Below are 2741 nucleotides of genomic sequence, written 5' to 3' on the forward strand. Positions count from 1 at the left end.
TATGGTTGGTCGGTTATGAGAAAAGGGGTTAAAACTTTATTATTAAGGCTCCACTATTCTTACGGTAACTTCAAGACCTTTGAGGACGGGGTATTCTTTTCCCTCTCAAACTCTCCCACTCTGATAAATTTTCAGGTCAATCGGGTGAAAGGGAGCTGGGGTGATGGGGAGAGGGTATTTTTAAGGTGAAAAATACCTTATTTATAAAAATTCCCCCTATCTCCCTATCTCCCCACCTCCCCACAAATCAGATTTTAGTTGGACGCAAGAAACAGCCCTGAGGGTTAGGGGGAGTGTGGGAGCAGGTCACGAACAGACCAATCTACGATAGTCTTGATAGCACCAGCTAAGTAGTGTAGTCCCTGCCATTAACTTGATTGCTTCTAGCAGCCAGTAGCCTTCATGCATTTGCACCATTCCTGGTGGCATGCCACTCACTGGCTCTAGAAGATTCAGTTGTAGAGCCATGGCGCTCATCTGGGGTGTCATGATGTAGGTATAAATGATTGCGATCCCTACCATGAGCAGGGATAATAAAATAGACCAGCGTCTGACGTAATGATAAAGATTAGAATTACCACGCAGGACTAGGAGGCTGGCTAATATTAAAGCGCCACACAAAAGCTCAACACGATTAAATGTCCAGAAGATTGAATAGCCAGCTGTAGCAAAACTAGCCTGACTCATCATGCCAGCTGTAGACATGCATGGCATGATCACAAAGTCTATAACCAAACTGCTACTGAGCCAAAACCCTAAAGCAAACATGGCAATGGTTCGCCAGCGGCTTTGCTGTGAATCCACGCCAAAAACAGCGTTCATAAAATTTCCTCTACTTTCTATCCTGCTCTTAGCTTAACCAATGGTTTTTACAAAAAGTGTGAAGTATTTTTGCAAAAAAAAGTATTTTTGCAAACAAATTTTAACTTAATTGTCAGGTAAACATATGCGCGTAGCGCATATATTTACGATAAATTTTCTTGAACTGTCTGTTGTAGTTGTTGGGTTAACATCTCCACTGTTCCTGCTCGGTTTTGTCTGTAGGACTCAAAATGCTCTTTGATGTTTATGGGGTCTCCAATGCGGACCATCGCTTTGCGGTGTCCTTTCACCAAAGGTCGATCAAACTTAAACACTTCCCGCTCTAGTCGAGTCAGGGTATCCAAAAAACGCTCTGGGGTAGGGGAAGCCGCAACATAACCATCGTAAATTGCATCGAAATTCAGCAGGCGGATAGTAGCTTGGTAAATTGATTCATAAGTGGTTTCATCAAACTGTTCTAACTCTTGAGCACGGGATTTTAAGACTGACTGAATTTTATACACTCGTTCTCGGCTTGGTGTCATGGTTGCCGGTGTTAGCTCTAGCTTCTGTTCACACTCACTCAACAGATGAGTTTTGAGCTTGTTAATCCTTTGGTTCCAATCCATCTGAGTGGTTTGGTCTAGATTAAGGTCGTATTCAGTCTCCAAGCGAAGAATGACTTGCTCAGCCACACCCCGTAAACGCCCATAGAACATTAATGCGATCGCATTAATGTTCAACGCCTTCTCTAGACGACACAGGGTCTGATCAATCACTGGCTTCATGGAATCAGTGTAGTGGTACTTCAGACTTACGGGTACTAAATAGAGATTAGGAACAGGTTCACCCTGTTTGACCATTTGGTTCATTGCCTGTAGAGGCAGTTGAATCGCTCCCGTTCGGAAGGGCATAACCGTATCATTTTGATAAGAGCAGCCGCCTTCGGGGAAAATCACCAAATCACAACTCGGTTGCTTCAGTAACGTTAGGGTTTGGGCAATGCTGGCGCGATCGCCTAAACCCCGTCTAATCGAGTATGCTCCGATCAGGGGCAGAAATTTTTTGTTCCATCCCCGGAAACTCTCGTAAGCCACAACATAGTGAAAGAGTTGCCCTAACCTAGTTGATAACAGAAACAGAACTATCCCATCATCAAGGGTAGGATGATTCGGCAGATAAAGCACCCGTTCCTCTTCCAACCGAGCCAGTTTCTCTAGGTCCGTAGACTCAACCACTAACTTCAGTTGATAAAAATTATCGGCGATCAGATCAGAAAAGCCTTGACAGAGGCGGGTTAATAGGGGATTGAGCCTAGGTGGATAGAATTGAGGGCTTGACAAAACAGACATAGCATGGGTCCCAAAAGAAAATTGGAAGATAAGGGAGATGGGGAGATCAGAAATACTTTAAACAGTTTGACTTGAAATAATTTATTTTGCCATTGTGCGTTGTGCCATTCTTCCCCACCTTTACTCCCTTCGGGATTTTCCTCACTACAGACATATGCCATAGTTATACGGATCAATTATGCTTTGCCTACTAACCTTTCACCTTAGAATTATCTAATAACAAGAATCATCAGTAGTGTCAACATGTTAGATGGTGAAGTCAAAGAAAAGACGGCGTCATATACGGTCACCTCACGCTTGCTCCCAGCTCTAAAGAGATTGGGCTTCCGTGCGCCCCTTCTGTTTTCCGTAAACTTTCTCAAAATCACTATAGCCTTAGTCTTATCCTTAGTAATTTTGGATACTCCCTCAACCCCAGCCGTTCAGTTAGCCGATGGCAGAGTTTCATTTGAGAAATCTCCTAGTGCAGCGCGGCAGAAATACTTGAGCAGCTGCTGATAATGGTAAAATAGAAGGATGAACTGCTTACCTACTCGATGCTCAGCTTACCCTATTGTACTCTTCACAACTTGTGCTATGCCTGACCCC

The 2741-nt window shown here is 43.9% G+C and carries 3 protein-coding genes; 1 reads left to right on the forward strand and 2 read right to left on the reverse strand.

Annotated features, from left to right (window positions below; translation table 11 throughout):
• Nucleotides 1-306: 306 nt before the first annotated feature.
• Together F6K46_RS39155 and F6K46_RS39160 are read right to left on the reverse strand one after the other, a co-directional pair.
• On the reverse strand, nt 307-822 hold the full coding sequence (locus tag F6K46_RS39155; RefSeq protein ID WP_293068703.1) for a DUF4149 domain-containing protein: 516 nt from the start codon (nt 820-822) through the stop codon (nt 307-309).
• A gap of 143 nt (nt 823-965) precedes the next feature.
• On the reverse strand, nt 966-2153 hold the full coding sequence (locus F6K46_RS39160; RefSeq protein ID WP_293068706.1) for a 1-acyl-sn-glycerol-3-phosphate acyltransferase: 1188 nt from the start codon (nt 2151-2153) through the stop codon (nt 966-968).
• Nucleotides 2154-2396: 243 nt separating this feature from the next.
• On the opposite strand from F6K46_RS39160, the gene F6K46_RS39165 reads away from it, so the two are divergent.
• Nucleotides 2397-2651, forward strand: coding sequence for a hypothetical protein (locus tag F6K46_RS39165; protein ID WP_293068709.1), 255 nt, complete (start codon nt 2397-2399; stop codon nt 2649-2651).
• The last annotated feature ends 90 nt before the right edge of the window (nt 2652-2741 follow it).

The organism is Moorena sp. SIO3E8 (assembly GCF_010692445.1).
GTDB classification, from domain to species: domain Bacteria; phylum Cyanobacteriota; class Cyanobacteriia; order Cyanobacteriales; family Coleofasciculaceae; genus Moorena; species Moorena bouillonii.

Coding starts and splice junctions, on each gene's coding strand:
- F6K46_RS39160 (WP_293068706.1), bottom strand. CDS start 2,153: ATGTCTGTTTTGTCAAGCCCTCAATTCTATCCACCTAGGCTCAATCCC.
- F6K46_RS39155 (WP_293068703.1), bottom strand. CDS start 822: ATGAACGCTGTTTTTGGCGTGGATTCACAGCAAAGCCGCTGGCGAACC.
- F6K46_RS39165 (WP_293068709.1), top strand. CDS start 2,397: ATGTTAGATGGTGAAGTCAAAGAAAAGACGGCGTCATATACGGTCACC.